We start from the raw sequence: 16,095 nt of genomic DNA, 5'->3' as shown, positions 1-16,095 counted from the left end.
CACCTCGACCGCACGGACCGCACGGAACGCACGGAACGCACGGAACGCACGGAACGCACGGAACGCACCGAGTCGACCGCACATCCCTGACCCGACAGCCGCCACCGGAGCACACCCGCAGCGGCGGCCGAACCCCAGGAATCACCTACACGACGACAACAGATCCTCGACCCGAGGGAGACACCATGGCCACCACGCGCACGACATCCCGTACCACGAGCCGCCCGGCCAACCGGTCCGNCNCCCGGCCCACCGCCCGCGCCACCGCGCAGACGGATCACGACGAGGCCGCGGTGAAGGCCGAGATCAGGGTTCCGCTGGCGGAGGTCCGTAAGCCGATCTACGCCTCGGTGGGGGCCGCCGACCTCGCCGTCGCGAAGCTTCTCGCCCTGCCCACGACGACGACGAGCGAGGTCCGCCGGCTCTCCGACCGGGTCGGGTCGCTGCCCGTGCAGGCCGCCCGGGTGCCCACCCAGGTCGGCACCGCCGTTCGCGCGCTGCCGGCGACCGTGACCTCCCAGATCTCGGACCTGCAGGACCGCGCCACCCAGCTCTACAACACCTTCGCGTCCCGGGGAGAGCGCCGGGTGGCGAGCATCCGACGCAGCCCGTCCACCGCGGAGGCCGAGCAGCGCACCCGGACCGCGGTCAGCCAGACCCGCGCGGCGCGCACGTCGACCCGCCGGGCGGCGGAGGCGGTCGGTCGCGCGGTGGTCGACGCCGCTCCGGAGAAGTAACACCGGGAAAACCCGTACACATCGGATCCGCTATGGACGACCACCGGTGTACACAGATCGACCGCCGCCCGCGGACCTGGTGTCCGCGGGCGGCACTCCGATGTGTTGTATTGAGTACATGCGCTATCGCCCGCTGGGATCGTCCGGACTGCTCGTGTCAGTCGTCGGTCTGGGATGCAACAATTTCGGCTCACGCGTCGACCTGGCCGNCACCCGCGCGGTCGTCGATGCCGCGCTCGACGCCGGGATCACTTTCTTCGACACCGCCGACACCTACGGGAACAAGGGTGGTTCGNAGACCCTGCTCGGGCACGTTCTGCGGGGCCGCCGCGATGACGTCGTCCTGGNCACGAAATTCGGCAGCGACATGGGCGGCATGTACGGCCAGGACTTCAGCGCCCGGGCATCGCGGCGGTACATCCGCAAGGCCGTCGAGGGCTCCCTGAGCCGGCTGCAGACGGACNACATCGACCTGTACCAGCTCCACAAGCTGGACGCCTTCACGCCGATCGAGGAGACGCTCGAGGCGCTCGACGAGATCCTCAAGGAAGGCAAGATCCGCTACATCGGCGCCTGCAACCTCGACGCCTGGCAGGTCGCCGACGCCGAGTGGACCGCGCGGGCCTCCGGTGCCACCCGGTTCATCTCCGCCCAGAACCACTACAGCCTGCTCGAACGCGGCGTCGAGGCGGAACTGGTGCCGGCCACGCTGAAGTACGGCATCGGCGTCATCCCCTACTTCCCGCTCGCGAACGGGCTGCTCACCGGCAAGTACCAGCGCGACGAGGCGCCCGCACCCGGGACCCGGCTCGCCGGGCGGCAGGACGAGCTGACCGACGAGGTCTTCGACCGCATCGACGTGCTGGAGACCTTCGCCCGGGAGCGGGACCGTTCCCTGCTCGACGTGGCGATCGGCGGGCTGGCCGCACAGCCCGGCGTCGCCTCGGTCATCGCCGGCGCGACGAGCGCCGTCCAGGTGCGGGCAAACGCCGCGGCCGGCCAGTGGCAGCCCCGCCCGGACGACCTCGCGGTGCTCGACAAGATCGCGCCGACCCGCCGCCCCGCCGGTTCCTGACGCGCCGCAGACCGCGGCGGGCGGCCACCGCGCCCGCCGCGACCAGCCGCCGCGACCAGCCGCCGCGGGCGGGCCCCGGTCGCGGGGGCCGTCAGGCGGGAGCTGGCCGGCGGCCCAGGGCCCGGGCCAGCCGGTGTTCCCGCTCCGGCGGCAGGGTCGTCATGATGACGACCGGGTGGTGCGGGCGCAGTGCGGCGGTGACCTCCTCGGCCGCCGAACGGCGCACCAGGGCGAAGATCGCGGCCCGTCCCGGTTGCAGATGCCCGGCGATGCGCCGGACCAGATCGTCGTCCACGCCCGGCCCGCTGAGCCTGCTGGCGAGCGCCCCGGCGCCCGCCCCGATGCCGAGGCCGACGAACGGGGCGAGGAACACCGTTCCGATCACCCCGCCGCACAGAGCCCCGCCGAGAGCGGCGGTCCGGGCCGGGTTGGCCACGCGGCGCATGGTGACGCGGCCTCGCTCATCCCGCCACACCAGCGTGCCGTCGGCCAGATCGAGCCGCTTGTCCCGGCGCAGTCGGCGGCCGAGTGACCAGGCCTGCCGCGCCTGCTCCACGCTGTCGAACCCGAGAACCACGAGCTGTTCCGCCATCNCCGCCATCCCTTCCAGCCTTCCGGCTTCCTCTCCTGCCTGAGCCCCGGGTCCTGGCCTGAGCCCCGGTTTCTGCCCTGAGCCCCGGTCCTGGCCCGGGCCCCGGCCCCGCTGCGAGGCCGAATATCCTCCATCGGATCGCAGTCCCCGTCCACCCGCAAACGCACCAGTCCCTGTGGGCCCCGCCCCTCCCTCGTCCGGGTGGGTACCGCCGAGGACCGTCACAGCGAACGCCGGCTCGGGAAGACTGGTCGCCATGGTGCACGTGACCCTGCAGCAGGGCGACATCACGCTCGTCGAGGCCGACGCGATCGTCAACGCCGCCAACAGCGGACTGTTCGGTGGTGGGGGCGTCGACGGCGCCATCCACGCCGCCGGCGGACCGGAGATCCGTGCCGCCTGCGAGCGGCTGCGCGCGACCTCCCTCCCGCGGGGGCTGCCGACCGGTGAGGCGGTGGCGACGCCGGCGGGCCGGCTGGCCGCCCGGCACGTCATCCACGTCGTCGGCCCGGTGTACGACCCGGCAGAGGACCGCTCCGCACTGCTGCGCTCGGCCTACACGCGGGCGCTCGCGGTCGCCGACGAGCTCGGTGCGGCCAGCGTCGCCTTCCCCGCCGTCAGCGCCGGGGTGTACGGCTGGCCGCTGGACGACGCCGCCCGCCTGGCCGTGACGACCGTCCTCGCGGCGGACACCCGGGTCGCGCAGGCGCGCTTCGTGCTGTACGACGATCAGGCCTACCGCGCGTTCAGCGCGGCGCTCGCGGCGGCCAGTCGACGGTAAGTTCGCCCAGCCGCCAGCGCCGGGCGTCTGCGCGCACCGGCCAGCCCTGCGCCCGCAGCTCGGCCACCGCGGCGATCCAACGCTGCCGCGGCGAGAACACGGCCCGTGGCGCGGCCCGTTCCCAGGCCCGATCGAGCGCCCCGAGCAGGCGGTGGACGTCGTGACCGGGAACGTTGTGTTCGATCAGTGCCTTGGGCAGCCGCTCGGCGAGCTCGGAGGGGCGGCCGAGGCTCGGCAGGTGGGCCGAGAGCGTCAGGGTCGGGCGGGCGGTGACCCGCCCGGCGGGCAGCCAGCCGGGCGCCGGCCCCGGGGCCGGCAGGCAGAACCAGCAGGCCCGCCGGCCGATCTCGTCGCAGGTCCCCTCGACGAGCAGGCCGCCGGGCGCCAACCGCGCCGTCATCGTCGCCCAGGCGCCGGCGACGGCTGGTTCGGGGTACTGGCGGAGCACGTTCAGGGCACGGACCACGGCGGGACGCGTAGGCGCGGGCGGCAGCTCGAACCCGCCGCGGGCGAAGGTCAGCCCGGGCGGCCGGGCGGCATCCGTCGCGGCGGCCACTCGCTGCGGGTCGAGTTCGAGGCCGACGACGCGCACCCGCGGGCAGGCCGTCCGCAGCCGCCGGTGGAGTTCGACGGTGGTGACCGGCGACGCACCGAAGCCGAGATCGACGACCAGCGGGTCCGCGCTGCCCCGCAGCAGGGGGCCGGCGGCGTCGAGCAGCCAGCGGTCGACCCGCCGCAGCCGGTTCGGCGCCGTGGTACCCCGGGTGGGTTCCCCGAGGGCGCGGGCCCGGCCGGCCGCCAGGCGCGGGGCACGGCGGGGATTCGGCACCCGACCAGCCTCGCAGATCGGCCGTTCCGGTCGCCTCGGGCATCCACCCCGACCGCCGACGTTCGGCGTCTCCCCGCGCCGCGGCGGTGACCCGGATCGCGCTCGACCGCCCGGTCGGGCCGGCGCCCGGGGCGCGTCACCGCGTCTGTTTCCTTACAGCTTTGTGACCGTCGGCCCGGCGACCTCACCACTCGCACCCCTCTGACCTGCAATGACAGCGTAATTTGCGGCCCGTCGTGGGCGCTGGGGCGGGGGGCGACCAGTTGACCGGACAACGGGGCGGGTAGAACGGTGGTTGTCGTGTCGGTCCTGTGCAGGGTTGGTCGTGCCGGGCAGGCGACCCAGACGGATGGATGCGGAGGTGCCCGGTGCGGTTGATCAGGAGCGGTGCCGCGGTCCGCGCCGAGCCAAACCGGGGCACCCGGCCCCGGCGCGTGGCGATGCTGTCGATGCACACGTCGCCGATGGAGCAGCCCGGCACGGGGGACGCCGGCGGGCTGAACGTCTACGTGGTGGAGCTCTCGCGGCAGCTCGCGGCGCTCGGCGTCGAGGTCGAGGTGTTCACCCGGGCGGTGAGCAGCAAGTTGCCGACCTCGGCGGAGCTGGCCCCCGGCGTGACGGTGCGCCACGTCGACGCCGGGCCGTTCGAGGAGATCCACCGCGAGGACCTGCCGGCCTGGCTGTGCGCGTTCACCGCGGATGTGCTGCGCGCCGAGGCGGGGCACGAGCCGGGCTACTTCGNCGTCATCCATTCGCACTACTGGCTGTCCGGCCAGGTCGCCCTCGCGGTCGCCCGGCGGTGGGGCGTGCCGTTCGTGCACACCTCGCACACCCTGGCGAAGATCAAGAACGGCGCGCTGGCCGTCGGGGACCGCCCCGAGCCGCCCGGCCGGCTGCTCGGCGAGCAGGAGGTCATCGCCGGGTCCACCCGGCTGATCGCCTCCACCGCGGACGAGCGCGGCCACCTCATCGACCTCTACGACGCCGACCCCGACCGGGTCGACGTCGTCGCGCCGGGCGTCGACCTGGAGACCTTCCGGCCGGGCGATCCGGCGCAGTCACGGGCGCGCCTCGGCCTCGACCGGGATGGCGACCTGCTGCTGTTCGTCGGCCGGATCCAGCCGCTCAAGGCACCGGACCTGCTGCTGCACGCCGCTGCCGAGCTGCTGCGCCGCGATCCGACCCGCCGCTCGAGGTTGACCGTCGCCGTCGTCGGCGGCCCGAGCGGCTCGGGGCTGGAGCAGCCGGACGCCCTGGTCAAGCTCGCCGCGGACCTCGGGATCTCCGACCTCGTCCGGTTCCAGCCGCCGGCGCCGCAGCACGAGCTGGCCCACTGGTACCGGGCGGCCACCGCCGTGGTGGTCCCCAGCCACAGCGAGAGCTTCGGCCTCGTCGCGTTGGAGGCCCAGGCCTGCGGCACGCCGGTGGTCGCCGCCGCGGTCGGCGGCCTGCGCACCGCCGTCGCCGACGGGGTCTCCGGGCTGCTCGTGGCGGGTCGTGACCCGGCCCGCTACGCCGACACCCTCGACCGGCTGCTGCGCCAGCCGCACTGGCGCAGTCGGCTCGCCGCCGGCGCGGTCGGCCGGGCGGCCGGCTTCGGCTGGTCGGCCACCGCCCGTGGGGTGCTGCGCAGCTACCGGCACGCGCTGAGCCCCGCCGCCGTCGCGGTGTGAGTCGTCGGGTCGGGTGGGAGGATCTCCACCTGATCCGGCATCATCACAGTTGCAGGCGGGGAGGTCTGGAGCCATGACGGCACCCATCGACACGGCGGAGCGCGAACGGCTCGACGGCCTGATCTCCGAGACCCTGGCCGACCTCGAGCTCGCCTACGAGCGCGTCGGTGCGGGCTCGTTCCTGGTCACGCTGGAGGGTGAACACAAGCTGCGCACGATGACCTGGCTCGTCGTGCAGGACCACACCCTGCTGGTCGAGGCGTTCTTCATGCGCGCCCCGGCGGAGAACGCGGCGGGCACCTACGCCTTCCTGCTCGGCCGCAACGCGAAGACCTACGGCGTGCACTTCTCCATCGACCGGGTCGGCGACATCTTCCTGACCGGGCAGATCCCGCTNCTCGCGGTCACGGCGGAGGAGATCGACCGGATCCTCGGCTGCGTCGGCACCTACGCCGACGACAACTTCGACCCGGCGATCGCCCTCGGGTTCGCCGCGGCGATCGAGCGGGAGAAGGCGTGGCGGGCCAAGCTCGCCGCCGACGCCGGCAACGCCGCGAAGCCCGGCTGACCGGTCGCCGGCCGGCCCTCGTCGCCGGGTCGGCCCTCGTCGCCGGCCGGCCGGTCAGTCCGTGACGCGGTGCAGACGCGCCGAGAGGTGCGACTGCAACGGCTTGCCCTCGGCCTCCATGTCGATCGCGTAGGCCAGGTCCCCGCCCTCGACGATCCCGTAGAGCCGCACCGAGCGGGTGACGTCGCGGGCGGTCGCCGTGCGGATCAGCACGTTGTGGTCGAGGTCGACGCGGGTTCCCGTCACCGTGCCGACGTAGATCTCCGCGATGCCGAACGGATGCGCCAGCGTCACCTCGACGACCGACCCGCCGTCCTCGCCGGGCTGGACGCGCCAGAAGCCGGTCTCGGTGGCCAGTGGGCTACCGGGCTCCCGGCCGTCGCGCGGCTCGTCCGCCCACCAGGTGTGGGAGACGTAGCCCAGCGCCGGGCGGCCGTCGGCGGCGAAGGTGATCTCCTGGCCGTAGTGGAAGCCCTCGATGTCCTCGTAGCCGCCCACGCCCTCACCGCGCCAGGTGCCGACGAGGAAGGCCAGCGGCAGCAGGCTGGGATGCAGATCGGCGGGCCCGGCTCCCCCGGTCCCGGTCGTGGTCTCGGACCGCGGCCGCCCGGCGGCCGACCGGCCCCGGGCGCTCAGCGCTGCCCCTCGTACAGCTTGTAGACCACGTAGCCGGAGAACCAGGCGATCAGTACGGACATCGCCACCAGGAGCCCGGTGAAGAAGTAGTGCAGCACGCTCCGCAGCCTAGCCCCGCGCCGGGCCGACGGCTTCCGGCGGTCGGGTGGCGGGCTCCGCGGCTACCCGTCGGCGGCCGCCGATGGGGCAGACTGGGCCGATGACCCGTCCCCTCGTCGTCAAGGTCACCGCTGGGATGGACGCGCCGGAGCGCTGTTCGCAGGCGTTCACGGTGGNGGCCGTCGCCGTCGCCGCCGGGACGGACGTCTCGGTCTGGCTCACCGGCGAATCCGCCTGGTTCGCGCTGCCCGGTCGGGCCGCGGAGTTCGACCTGCCGCATGCCGCGCCGCTGCCGGACCTCCTCGCCGGCATCCTCGCCGGTGGCCGGGTCACCGTGTGCACCCAGTGCGCGGCCCGGCGCTCGTTCGGCCCGGACGACGTCATCCCCGGTGTCCGCATCGCCGGCGCGGCCGCGTTCGTCGACGAGGTGCTCGCCGACGGGGTTCAGGCGCTTGTCTACTGAGACCGGAAAGCCGTTGCAGAAGCCACCGCGGGCGCAACAACAGACCACGAACGGGACACGTCGAAACGCNTATCGCCGGCCATCGCATGCGCTTTCATGATCGCATGACGGTAGACTCCGACATACTCTTCGCGGTGGTCCTGTTCGCGTCCGCCGGGCAGCGCACCGTCCGCCGGATCATTGCGCCGTTCCCCGACCGGGGCTCCGCGGTCGCGTTCGCCCGCGACAACGGCCTGCACTGTTTCTCCGTGGGCCCGATGCACTTCGCGGTGCCGACGACGGTGGCGCCCGCGGACCTGCCGGGCGGTCCCCGCCCGCTGCTGCCCGCCGCCGTCCACGCAGGCACCGGGCTCGGCGACTCCGCAGCCTGAGCACCGCCGCAGCCAGCAGCGCCCCAGCCGCAGCACACGCACCGCAGCACACGCACGCAGTACCGGCCTCGGCCAGCCCGCTCCCCGCGAGGCGACACTTCCGAAAAAAAAGGGGGACAGCGGAAACTGCCCGCCGTCCCCCTTTGCCGCGCCTGGCGCGCCCTCTCCAGCGTCCGTCAGGCCGCGACCTCGACCTGCGTGTCGACCGGCTCGCCCTGGCGCGCGACGACCTTCTGCTCGCCGCTCGCGCCGGGCACGAGCGCCCGCACGGTCCACTGCCCCGGCCGCGCGAAGAAGCGGAACTGGCCGGTCGCGGACAGCGGAACCTCGGCGGTGAAGTCGCCACCCTCGTCGAGCAGCCGGGCGTAGCCGGTCGAGACCGGCTCGCCGCCCTGCACCACGACGCCCTGGATCACGGTCTCCTTGGCCACGTCAATTCCCTCCACCGACGGTCCACCGCGCCTCGCGCCGCACATGTCTCACGCACCCTTCTCGATCNGCACGCCCACCAGCGAGCCGTACTCGGTCCACGACCCGTCATAGTTCTTCACGTTCGGCAGGTCGAGCAACTCGTGCAGGGCGAACCAGGTGTGCNCCGAACGCTCACCGATGCGGCAGTAGGCGATGATGTCCTGCGAGAGGTCGACGCCGGCCTCGCCATAGAGAGTGGTCAGCTCGTCGTTGCTGCGGAAGGTGCCGTCCTCGTTCGCGGTCTTCGCCCACGGGATGTTCTTCGCGGTGGGGATGTGACCGGCCCGCTGGGACTGCTCCTGCGGCAGGTGTGCCGGCGCGAGCAGCCTGCCGGAGAACTCGTCGGGGGAACGGACGTCGACGAGCGCCTTCTCACCGATCGCGGCGACGACTTCCTCGCGGAAGGCGCGGATGTCGGTGCGCGCCTCCTTGGCGGTGTAGCTCGTCGCCGGCCGCGGGGTGACCTCGGCGGTCAGTTCACGGCCGTCGAGCTCCCACTTCTTGCGTCCGCCGTCGAGCAGCCGGACGTCCGCGTGACCGTACAGGCTGAGGTACCAGTAGGCGTAGGCCGCGAACCAGTTGTTGTTGCCGCCGTAGAGGACGACGGTGTCATCGTTCGCGATGCCCTTGCCGGACAGCAGCTTCTCGAACTGCTCCTTGTTGACGAAGTCCCGGATGACCGGGTCCTGCAGCTCGGACTTCCAGTCGAGCCGCACGGCACCCGGAATGTGCCCCTTGTCGTAGGCGGAGACGTCCTCGTCGACCTCGACCAGAACGACCTTGGGGTCGTCGCGGTTCGCCTCGACCCATGCGGCGTCGACCAATGCCTTCTCGCGGCTCATGCGCGCGCTCCTCCTACGGTGATGGAACGAAAGAACAGATACATCTGGCACCCGAGACAGAATGCGAACGCCGCGTTGAGGAAGGCCGCCACGAAGGCGGCCGCGGCAGCGGCATAACCGAGGACGGCGACGCCCGAGAGGAATCCCGCGACCCCCACGGCGCCGAAGATCGCACCGACGAGCTGGGCGAACCGGGGCGGAGTGGCGTCCTCGGTCGTCGCGGGCGGGCCCNGCCGCGGCCTGATCAGCGCCCGGAACAGCAGGCCGTAGGGGGCGTACCGCACGCCGGCGACCGCTCCCACGACGAACACCACGGTCTGTGCGAGCAACAGCCATCCGCTCCCCGTCACCAGCACCACGGCGAGCACGACCGAGGTGACGGCAGCGGTGAACCGCAGGCCACGAGGATCCACCATGAGACTTTCTCCTGACTGCCGGCTCGAGCTACCCGGTCGGACACACAGCGATGCGCCGGGTAAACCGATCACATCAGGGGCGCCAACCCGCGATCAGGAAGAACGACACAGGCAGCTGCCCACGCGGCACAGGTCGACCGCGCGGCGCCTCACGAGCTGCGTCTGGTACATGGTTCGTGCCACGGTAGCAGCGAAAGTCACGTCTGTGTTAACCCGCTGGCGGCGGTTCCGAAGAATCACTATCTGCCCGTTTGGTCCCGTCCGTGGGGACGGTCTGGCCCGTGGGGACGATCTCGTCCGCCGGGACGATCTGCGCCAGCGTCGCGAACACCGCCTGCCGCGTCGGCGGTGCGCCGCTGGCCCGCCGAACCTCGCGGCCGGAGGCGTCGACGATGAGCACCGTGGGCGTCCGCCGGACGGCAAGCCGGCGGACGAGATCAAGGTGCGCCTCGGCGTCCACCTCGACGTGGCGCACCCCGGGCACCAGCGCGGCAACCCCGGCCAACACCTGCCGCGTCGACCGGCACGGCGCGCAGAACGCCGTGGAGAACTGCAGCAACGTCGCCCGCTCCCCCAGCGCCTCGCCGAGCGCGGCGAGCTCTGCCCGCAGCCCGCCGTCGGGACCCGCCGCCACCGGGGAGGTGCCGTCGGCTGGGGAGGTGCCGTCGGCCGGGGACGGTTCAGCCACGACGGCCCTGGCCGGCCCGCCGTCCGCGGCGACCCGTCGCCCCCGGGACGGACGGAACCGCCCGTCCCGCGCGCGCATCGCCGTGCCCAGCGCCACCGCCACGACAACGGCCCCGACCAGTACCCAGACTCCCGTCACAGCTCCTACAGCGTGCCGGCGGCACGCGCTCTTCCCGGACCGGCGCCCCTTCCCCGGCCCGCGCCCCTTCCCCGGCCCAGGCCTCTTCCCCGGCCCGGGCCTCTTCCTCGGCCGGCGCCATCTGGTACGTCATCGGCCCGCGATGGCGGCGTCGGCGTCGAGCACGACGTGGCGACCGTCGGCGGCGAAGGTGATGCGATCGCCCGCGACCGTCGCCGAGGTCAGCTGCATGTTGAACGGCAGGCCGGCGACCGGCACGTGCACCGTGAGCAGCTCGGTGGCGGCCTGGCGCAGCGCGGGCGGCAGGATCGCGCCGACCGATGCCGCCAGCTCGCGGGGGGTGAACGTGACCGAGGCGGGCTGGACCCCGATGTCCGCCGTCCCGGACACGGGGTAGGTGGTCCCCAGGACCTGCACCGAGCCCGCGACCCGGATCGCCTGCCCGTCCGGGCTGACGGTGATGGCCGAGCCCTGGCGGCGCAGGTAGGCGTTGACATCGGCGAACGTCAGCTCCACGCGGGCGGCGAGCCGGTCCACCGGGATCCGCCGCACGTCGCCGCGGACGACGTCGGCGAGCGGGACCCGCACGCCCGCGAGGTCCGCGCGCACCCGGTCCACGCGGACGTCCTGCTCGACGTGACCGCGCACGTCCACCCGCACGTCCCGGTAGTTCCCGGCGACGACCTGGGTGAGGAACGGGAAACCGCCGAGCGACACCGCGGGACGCGACGGCAGGTGCTCGGCCCGCTGCGCCTGCGTGGCGATCTGGCCGGCGNCGACGCGCGCGGCGACCCGGTCCACGACGACGAGCACGATCAGCAGGACGACCACGACCACGGCCGTGATCCGCAGACCACGGCCGTTCATCCGGGGAGGTGCCGTCCGACCAGGTAGACCAGGGGCGCTGCGCACGCCAGCGGCAGGATCGCGGCGAGCAGGACAGCTGCCGGCCGACCCGCCGGCGCGTCCACCTCGTCGGCGGGCGAGCCGGCCTCGTGGGCGCGGACGAGCACCAGGTCGACCAGCGCGGCGACGGCGGCACCCGACGCGGCCGTCGCGAGTGCGGCGTTCAGCGTCAGGTCGTCGGGCCCCAGCGCTCCGAGGATCGCGCCCGCCGCCACCGCGACCGCCACGCCCAGCATGTCGGCCGGCACCGCCGCCAGGCCGGCCCAGCCGAACAGCCGGGCGGCCACGACGGCGCTGCCCGCGCCCAGCAGGCCGGCGATCACCAGCAGATCGGCCGGATGGTGTGCACCCTGCCCCGCCCGCAGCGCGAGGTACCCCGTGAACAGGGCGACGAGGATGATCCCGCTCAGCGCGGTGGCCAGTTCGGCGCTCACCCGGGCCGCGGGAGCCGACGGCGCAGCGGTGTCCGGACGGCCCGCCCGGCCCGGCGCGGCGCCGACGGGCGCGCCGGCGCCGACGGACGCGGCGACCGGGGCGCGCAGCGTCAGGGCCCGTCGCAGACCAAGCTGGTAGAGCACCACGACCGCGACGGCAGCCCCGATGACACCGGCGACCGAACCGTAGGCGTGCCGGTCGGAGACCAGCAGGACGACGTCGGCGAGCACCGCCCCCGCCGCGACCAGCGGGATCGTGCCCGGGGAGGCGCGCAGCGCGCGGCCCCAGGCCCACGCGAACGCGACCTGCTCGACGGCCAGCACGGCCGCCAGCACCCACGTGGCCAACACCGCCGCGCCGGCGGCCAGGCCGGTCGCGACCAGCGCGGCCAGAGGCGCGCCGAGCCGCACCCGCCGGGGCGGTGCGGCGGCCGGCAGGGCCGTCCGTCCCGACAGCACGCCGCGGGACAGCCCGGGATCGCCAGCGCTCACGCCGACATGCTGCCATGCCCCGTCCGCGGACCCGGCGCCGCACCGGTCGCGGGCCGGGTCGCGCGGGCGGCGGGCAGCGGCGTCGCCGGTGCTCAGCCGCCGGCGAACGGCGGCAGGGCCTCCACGACCGCCCCGTCGCGCAGGACGACCCCGGCCGGGTCGCGCCGACCCACCGGCTGGTCGTCCACCAGGTAGGAGCAGCGCCGCAGCAGCGCGGGCAGGTCTCCCCCGTGGCGGGCCGCGACGACCGTGAACAGCGCCGCCAGCGTGTCCGCCTCGATCGTCTCCTCGCGTACCCCCGCCGCGTCGCGGGCGGCGGCCCAGTACCGGACGGTGACCCGCGCCGTGAGCGCGCCCGGCGCCGACGCCACGCCCGGCTCGGACGACACGGACGCCTCGCCTGGCACGGAAGGTGCGGCCGGCACGGAAGGTGCGGACGGCACGGAAGGTGCACCCGCCACGGGCGGCCTTGGGCCGGGGGGCGCCGTCATCGGGTCCGCACCACCGCGCCGCCCCAGTGCGCCGAGGCGTCTGCCTTCCCCCGCCGACCAGGGCCGGCTGCCGCAAGGCTCGCCAGGTGCCCNCCGATGCGGTCGAGCAGGCCCGGACAGAGCCCGGCCTCGGCGTGGCCGAACTCGGGGACCAGCCACATCTGGGCCGACTCTCCGGCGGCCGCGGCGAGCGCACGCGGATGCTCCAGGGTGAAATACCGGTCACGATGCCCGTGAACGATCAGTAAAGGCATCGGCGCAATGGTGCCGACGATCTCGACCGGAGCGACGGGAATGGGCACGAAAGCGCGGGGGTCNATACGGACTCGTAACGCGCCTCGTGCCACCATCCGGCCAGTGGCATGCTCGGCGAGCCAGTGGATCCGCCGCATCGGCGCGGTGTCACGGACGAACCATCTGCTGGTGGCGCTCACACTGACGACCGCATCCGGGGGATGACGCAAGCGTAGTTCGTNACTCAGCGTACCGTTTTTGGCCAATCCGGCATGACGGAGAACCGCCGCCCCGCCCATCGACCAGCCCATGGTGATAACGCGCTGGTAGCCGAGCCGGCNAGCCTCGCCGACGCCGGCGTCGACGTCGAAGACCTCNCGATCACCAAACGTGCATGATCCGGTAGAATGACCATGACCTCGCAGGTCCATGACCAGCACTCCTACATATTTTCGTAACCCAGTCGCCACACGCCGTAACGCCGGATGCGCCATCGAGCAGGAGAAGCCATGAGCGATCACAACCGCCAGGTCCCGCGACTCTCCGTGCACGACCCCGCTTCTTTGATCATGACTCGTGGCCAGAATCTCAGAATCAGTGGTAGGCAGTAGCCCGTAGACGGTAGGAGCCGAGTACGACACTCCGCTATCCTCCCCACATACCGGCCTTCGTTTCATGCCCATGACGGTCGTGAGACGCCCAGGGCCGGGCATCGAGTTACTCACCGGGTCGACGCTGCCCCACCACACACCACCTGGAGGAGTCGTCTTGAGCGTCGTCCTTTTGCTCACCAACGCCCCCGGTCCCTCCGCCGAGTCGTTTCCGTCTCTTGGCCTGCTCACCCACACGGTACGGGTCGCTCCGCTGGAGGCGAGTGCTCTGCTGGACGCTCCGCCCGTGGACGTGATCGTGGTGGACGGACGCCGGGAACTCGTCATCGCTCGTGNCCTGTGCCGGCTGCTGCGCACGACCGGTCTCACGACGCCGCTGCTGGCGCTGGTGACCGAGGGCGGGCTGGCCGCGGTGTCCGCGGACTGGGGGGTCGACGACGTCGTCCTCGACTCCGCCGGTCCCGCGGAGGTCGAGGCCCGGTTGCGACTGGCCATCGGTCGGGTCGCTGCCGCCGGCGGCACGGCCGAGGCCGGTGTCATCCGGTCCGGCGACCTGTCGGTCGACGAGACCACCTACTCGGCCAAGCTGCGGGGCCGCCCACTCGAGCTCACCTTCAAGGAGTTCGAGCTGCTCAAGTACCTGGCGCAGCACCCCGGCCGGGTCTTCACCCGGGCGCAGCTGCTCCAGGAGGTGTGGGGCTACGACTACTACGGCGGCACCCGGACCGTGGACGTCCACGTCCGCCGGCTGCGGGCGAAGCTCGGCCCCGAGCACGAGGCGATGATCGGCACGGTCAGGCACGTCGGCTACAAGTTCGTGGCGCCGCCGATCGCGCCCCTGCCGGAGAACGCCTCCGGACCGACCGCCCGCGTCGACCGGGACGACGCCCGCACGCCCGAGCGGGTCTAGTCCGCCCACGGGCCCTGGCAGCGGCGGGCGGAGCCCATCGGCGGGCGGCGCGGCCGACCTGACGATGCCGGGTGGGAGATGTCCACGTCTCCCGCCCTGCATCGTCGAGTCGCAGCGACAGATCACGGGACAGCCGTGGCCGAGGGCCCGTACGGTCGTCCGGTGACCGCCTCCCTGACCTGGCAGCCGACCCTCAGCGCCGCGGACGTGGACGACATCGTGAGCCTGCTCGCCACCGCCGAACGGGCGGATGGCACCGGGCCGGTGTCGGAGGACGTCCGGCTGACCCTGCGCCCCGACCAGCGGGTCGGGGCGGCCCGTCATCTGCTCGCCGTGAGCGCCACCGGTGTCGAGGCATCGGGTCCGCGGCGCCCGATCGTCGGCTACGCGCATCTCGGCGGCGCGCTCGACAGCCGTCAGGCCGAGATCGTGGTCGACCCCGGGCACCGCGGCCTGGGGATCGGCCGTGCGCTGGCCACCGCGCTGACCGAGGCGCTCGGCGACCCGCCGGCCCGACTCGACGTGTGGGCGCACGGGGATCTGCCGCCCGCGGCGGCGCTGGCCGCTCGGCTCGGGTTCGCCCGCACCCGGGTGCTGTTCCAGCTTCGCCGGCCGCTGGGCGCGGTCGCGCCCCTGCCGGAGCCGCAGCTGCCCGCCGGGGTCACCGTCCGCGCGTTCGTCCCCGGCCGCGACGACGAGGCTTGGCTGGCCGTCAACGCCGCCGCGTTCGCCGATCATCCCGAGCAGGGCCGCTGGACGCTCGACGACCTGGCCCTGCGGCGGGCCGAGCCGTGGTTCGACCCGCGCGGCTTCTTCGTCGCCGAACGCGACGGCCAGCTGGTCGGCTTCCACTGGACGAAGATCCACGAGGTGGACGAGACCCCGCCGCCGGGCACGCGGCCCGGTCCGATCGGCGAGGTCTACGTGGTGGGGGTGCTGCCCNGTGCGGGCGGCGCCGGGCTGGGCCGCGCCCTGACCCTGATCGGCCTGCGCCACCTGCAGGCCGAGGGGCTCGCGGCGGTCCTGCTCTACGTGGACGAGGACAACGAACGAGCCGTGCGGATGTACACCGGCCTCGATTTCACCGTCCACACGCGAGACGTGTCCTACCACTGGCGCGGGGCGGCCGCCGACTGAGGCCGGTCACGCACCCCGGCGGGTCGCCAGACCGGACGCCGCGGCCGCGCTGCCGTGATCGACCTCGATGACCGAGGTCAGGTTGGTGACGTGCAGCAACCGGTAGGCGTCCTCGTTGAGGTTGCGCAACGCCAGCCGGCCGCCGGCGGAACGCTGCCGCTGGTGGGCGAACAGGATGACCGCCAGCCCCTGGGAGTCCAGAAAGCTCACCTGGGCCAGGTCGACCACGATGTCCCTGACTCCGGCGACGCGCGCGTCCAGCAACGCCTCGCGCAGGGGGTCCAGGGAAGAGTAGTCGATGTCGCCGACCGGGTGCACGACGATGGCCTCACGGCCGATCACTTCGACGCGAACGCTGGGTTCCATGGCTCCGTTGGCGACCGGACGGCATGGGCGCCACGGGAAGCCGGCCGGGCTGCCTCCCGCTACGCGCCGCGCCCCTGGCAAGCGCGACGATGGTCACCTACCCCCACCACACCACTCCCACACCCGCCCGATTCC

At 73.4% G+C, this 16,095-nt stretch carries 16 protein-coding genes and 19 pseudogenes; 17 read left to right on the top strand and 18 right to left on the bottom strand.

What is annotated here, in order from left to right; translation table 11 throughout:
• Positions 1-243: 243 nt before the first annotated feature.
• The 6 genes and pseudogenes from UK94_RS75765 to UK94_RS39675 form a co-directional block, all read left to right on the top strand.
• Positions 244-737, top strand: a 494-nt coding sequence (locus UK94_RS75765; RefSeq protein ID WP_313949452.1) for a hypothetical protein, incomplete at its 5' end; no start/stop codon positions are given.
• 100 nt (positions 738-837) lie between these two features.
• A pseudogene (locus UK94_RS39695) lies at positions 838-946 on the top strand (aldo/keto reductase); the annotation flags it as partial.
• 1 nt (position 947) lies between these two features.
• Positions 948-1,032: pseudogene (locus UK94_RS39690) on the top strand (aldo/keto reductase); the annotation flags it as partial.
• A 1-nt stretch (position 1,033) separates the two neighbouring features.
• Positions 1,034-1,084: pseudogene (locus tag UK94_RS39685) on the top strand (hypothetical protein); the annotation flags it as partial.
• A gap of 1 nt (position 1,085) precedes the next feature.
• Positions 1,086-1,200, top strand: a pseudogene (locus UK94_RS39680) (aldo/keto reductase); the annotation flags it as partial.
• Between the two features lies 1 nt (position 1,201).
• On the top strand, positions 1,202-1,812 hold a 611-nt coding region (locus UK94_RS39675), incomplete at its 5' end, for an aldo/keto reductase (RefSeq protein WP_235486482.1).
• A gap of 91 nt (positions 1,813-1,903) precedes the next feature.
• Here UK94_RS39675 and UK94_RS04635 read toward each other — a convergent pair.
• Positions 1,904-2,257 carry a DUF1269 domain-containing protein gene (locus UK94_RS04635; protein ID WP_235486572.1) on the bottom strand — a complete coding sequence of 118 codons (354 nt, stop codon included), beginning with the start codon at positions 2,255-2,257 and terminating at the stop codon, positions 1,904-1,906.
• A 403-nt stretch (positions 2,258-2,660) separates the two neighbouring features.
• On the opposite strand from UK94_RS04635, the gene UK94_RS04630 reads away from it, so the two are divergent.
• Entirely contained in the window at positions 2,661-3,185 is a 525-nt protein-coding gene (locus UK94_RS04630) for an O-acetyl-ADP-ribose deacetylase (protein WP_041938820.1), read from the top strand.
• On the opposite strand, the gene UK94_RS04625 is transcribed toward UK94_RS04630, so the two are convergent.
• A complete protein-coding gene (locus UK94_RS04625) occupies positions 3,151-4,014 on the bottom strand; it encodes a class I SAM-dependent methyltransferase (protein ID WP_011602180.1) in 864 nt (287 codons plus the stop codon). The genes UK94_RS04630 and UK94_RS04625 overlap by 35 nt on opposite strands.
• Positions 4,015-4,382: 368 nt before the next feature.
• Between UK94_RS04625 and UK94_RS39670 the strand changes: the two are divergent.
• The 4 genes and pseudogenes from UK94_RS39670 to UK94_RS39665 all read left to right on the top strand — a co-directional run.
• Positions 4,383-4,755, top strand: a pseudogene (locus tag UK94_RS39670) (glycosyltransferase); the annotation flags it as partial.
• A gap of 1 nt (position 4,756) precedes the next feature.
• Positions 4,757-5,687: D-inositol-3-phosphate glycosyltransferase (mshA, locus tag UK94_RS04620; RefSeq protein WP_235486480.1), on the top strand; the 931-nt coding region annotated here is incomplete at its 5' end.
• A 73-nt stretch (positions 5,688-5,760) separates the two neighbouring features.
• Positions 5,761-6,083 (top strand): annotated as a pseudogene (locus UK94_RS04615) (YbjN domain-containing protein); the annotation flags it as partial.
• 1 nt (position 6,084) lies between these two features.
• Positions 6,085-6,255, top strand: a pseudogene (locus UK94_RS39665) (YbjN domain-containing protein); the annotation flags it as partial.
• Between the two features lie 54 nt (positions 6,256-6,309).
• On the opposite strand, the gene UK94_RS04610 reads toward UK94_RS39665, so the two are convergent.
• Complete coding sequence (locus tag UK94_RS04610; RefSeq protein WP_041938818.1) at positions 6,310-6,891, bottom strand: FABP family protein; 582 nt, start codon at positions 6,889-6,891, stop codon at positions 6,310-6,312.
• Positions 6,892-7,090: 199 nt separating this feature from the next.
• Between UK94_RS04610 and UK94_RS39660 the strand changes: the two are divergent.
• Together UK94_RS39660 and UK94_RS04605 are read left to right on the top strand one after the other, a co-directional pair.
• A pseudogene (locus UK94_RS39660) lies at positions 7,091-7,166 on the top strand (sulfur reduction protein DsrE); the annotation flags it as partial.
• A 1-nt stretch (position 7,167) separates the two neighbouring features.
• On the top strand, positions 7,168-7,453 hold a 286-nt coding region (locus UK94_RS04605; protein ID WP_235486478.1), incomplete at its 5' end, for a DsrE family protein.
• 547 nt (positions 7,454-8,000) lie between these two features.
• Here UK94_RS04605 and UK94_RS04595 read toward each other — a convergent pair.
• The 14 genes and pseudogenes from UK94_RS04595 to UK94_RS75760 form a co-directional block, all read right to left on the bottom strand.
• Positions 8,001-8,300 carry a DUF1416 domain-containing protein gene (locus UK94_RS04595; RefSeq protein WP_011602174.1) on the bottom strand — a complete coding sequence of 100 codons (300 nt, stop codon included), beginning with the start codon at positions 8,298-8,300 and terminating at the stop codon, positions 8,001-8,003.
• Between the two features lie 23 nt (positions 8,301-8,323).
• Positions 8,324-8,418 (bottom strand): annotated as a pseudogene (locus UK94_RS39655) (sulfurtransferase); the annotation flags it as partial.
• 1 nt (position 8,419) lies between these two features.
• A partial coding sequence (locus UK94_RS04590; RefSeq protein WP_235486476.1) for a sulfurtransferase occupies positions 8,420-9,137 on the bottom strand: 718 nt, incomplete at its 3' end.
• Positions 9,134-9,368, bottom strand: a pseudogene (locus tag UK94_RS39650) (DUF4395 family protein); the annotation flags it as partial. The gene UK94_RS04590 and the pseudogene UK94_RS39650, both read right to left, overlap by 4 nt.
• Position 9,369: 1 nt before the next feature.
• Positions 9,370-9,553, bottom strand: a 184-nt coding sequence (locus tag UK94_RS39645) for a DUF4395 family protein (RefSeq protein WP_235486474.1), incomplete at its 3' end; no start/stop codon positions are given.
• A 208-nt stretch (positions 9,554-9,761) separates the two neighbouring features.
• The gene (locus tag UK94_RS04580) at positions 9,762-10,379 is read right to left on the bottom strand and encodes a thioredoxin family protein (RefSeq protein ID WP_011602171.1); all 618 of its coding nucleotides are present in this window, start codon (positions 10,377-10,379) and stop codon (positions 9,762-9,764) included.
• A gap of 129 nt (positions 10,380-10,508) precedes the next feature.
• Positions 10,509-11,154 (bottom strand): annotated as a pseudogene (locus UK94_RS04575) (DUF2993 domain-containing protein); the annotation flags it as partial.
• Between the two features lies 1 nt (position 11,155).
• Positions 11,156-11,246, bottom strand: a pseudogene (locus tag UK94_RS39640) (DUF2993 domain-containing protein); the annotation flags it as partial.
• Entirely contained in the window at positions 11,243-12,211 is a 969-nt protein-coding gene (locus tag UK94_RS04570; RefSeq protein WP_157734125.1) for a hypothetical protein, read from the bottom strand. The pseudogene UK94_RS39640 and the gene UK94_RS04570, both read right to left, overlap by 4 nt.
• A gap of 92 nt (positions 12,212-12,303) precedes the next feature.
• Positions 12,304-12,600: a MoaD/ThiS family protein gene (locus tag UK94_RS04565; protein WP_231861500.1), complete on the bottom strand. Its 297-nt coding sequence runs from the start codon at positions 12,598-12,600 to the stop codon at positions 12,304-12,306.
• Between the two features lie 195 nt (positions 12,601-12,795).
• Positions 12,796-13,019, bottom strand: a pseudogene (locus UK94_RS39635) (alpha/beta hydrolase); the annotation flags it as partial.
• 1 nt (position 13,020) lies between these two features.
• A pseudogene (locus UK94_RS39630) lies at positions 13,021-13,177 on the bottom strand (alpha/beta hydrolase); the annotation flags it as partial.
• A gap of 1 nt (position 13,178) precedes the next feature.
• A pseudogene (locus UK94_RS39625) lies at positions 13,179-13,276 on the bottom strand (alpha/beta hydrolase); the annotation flags it as partial.
• 38 nt (positions 13,277-13,314) lie between these two features.
• Positions 13,315-13,430, bottom strand: a pseudogene (locus tag UK94_RS75760) (alpha/beta hydrolase); the annotation flags it as partial.
• Between the two features lie 274 nt (positions 13,431-13,704).
• Between UK94_RS75760 and UK94_RS39610 the strand changes: the two are divergent.
• The 4 genes and pseudogenes from UK94_RS39610 to UK94_RS39605 all read left to right on the top strand — a co-directional run.
• Positions 13,705-13,882, top strand: a pseudogene (locus tag UK94_RS39610) (DNA-binding response regulator); the annotation flags it as partial.
• 1 nt (position 13,883) lies between these two features.
• A partial coding sequence (locus UK94_RS04555) for a response regulator transcription factor (protein ID WP_235486472.1) occupies positions 13,884-14,457 on the top strand: 574 nt, incomplete at its 5' end.
• A 135-nt stretch (positions 14,458-14,592) separates the two neighbouring features.
• Positions 14,593-15,399 (top strand): annotated as a pseudogene (mshD, locus tag UK94_RS04550) (mycothiol synthase); the annotation flags it as partial.
• Between the two features lies 1 nt (position 15,400).
• Positions 15,401-15,594 (top strand): annotated as a pseudogene (locus UK94_RS39605) (mycothiol synthase); the annotation flags it as partial.
• Positions 15,595-15,600: 6 nt separating this feature from the next.
• Here the strand turns inward: UK94_RS39605 and UK94_RS04545 are convergent.
• Positions 15,601-15,960 (bottom strand): STAS domain-containing protein, encoded by a 360-nt coding sequence (locus UK94_RS04545; protein ID WP_011602164.1) that lies wholly within the window; start codon positions 15,958-15,960, stop codon positions 15,601-15,603.
• Positions 15,961-16,095 lie beyond the last annotated feature (135 nt).

It is taken from the genome of Frankia sp. AvcI1 (assembly GCF_001420875.1).
Classification (GTDB): Bacteria; Actinomycetota; Actinomycetes; order Frankiales; family Frankiaceae; genus Frankia; species Frankia alni.
This window is presented reverse-complemented; position numbering and strand designations above follow the sequence as displayed.